Origin of the sequence: Luteimonas sp. TWI596, from assembly GCF_039674105.1 — a bacterium.
In the GTDB taxonomy this organism is placed as follows: domain Bacteria; phylum Pseudomonadota; class Gammaproteobacteria; order Xanthomonadales; family Xanthomonadaceae; genus Luteimonas.
On record NZ_JBDJMU010000053.1, the window covers coordinates 1 to 640 of the forward strand.

Sequence of the window (640 nt, forward strand, 5' to 3'; positions counted from 1 at the left end):
AACAACACCATCAAGGTCATCAAGCGCCGTGCCTACGGGTACCGCGATCAGGAGTACTTCTTCCTGAAGATCCGCGCAGCCTTCCCCGGAATTCAGCGATGAACCAAAAAATTGGCGTCCCTGTTGGGCAAGGACGAGACCTGATGGTCACGATCCAGCAGGGACTGCGGGCGGACGGGTTCGAAGTTTCGATGGTGAGACTGTGCCGCTGGTTCGGGGTGGCTCGACGCAGCGTGTACTACCGGCCCACCAAGGCGCCGCCATCGGTGAGGCCGGAGTTGGCCGGACCGATCAAGGCCTTGATCGAGGAGGAGCCATCGTTCGGTTACCGGACGGTGGCCGGGTTGCTGGGGATGAACAAGAACACGGTGCAGCGGGTGTTCCAGCTGATGGGCTGGCAGGTCCGCAAGCGGGCCGTGGGTATGCGACCGCGGATCCAAGCGCTGCCGTCGGTGGCACAGGCGCCTGACGAGCGCTGGGCGACCGACCTGTGCCGGATCTGGGGTGGCCGCGATGGCTGGCTGACCTTGGCTGGGCAGACTCAACTTCCAAGTGCAACACCCGGCGGAGTGTAGGGTGTCGCGATGGGAAAACAGTACAGCCACCTGAGCGCGGAAGAGCGCGCAGTGCTTCAGGTCGA

The 640-nt window shown here is 63.4% G+C and carries 2 protein-coding genes; both read left to right on the forward strand.

The genetic code is table 11. The annotated features are described in order from the left end of the window. The coding region (locus tag ABE487_RS17205) for a transposase (protein WP_346452720.1) at nucleotides 1–102 on the forward strand (102 nt) is incomplete at its 5' end. 41 nt (nucleotides 103–143) lie between these two features. Next, a complete protein-coding gene (locus tag ABE487_RS17210) occupies nucleotides 144–575 on the forward strand; it encodes a hypothetical protein (RefSeq protein ID WP_346452158.1) in 432 nt (143 codons plus the stop codon). Nucleotides 576–640 lie beyond the last annotated feature (65 nt).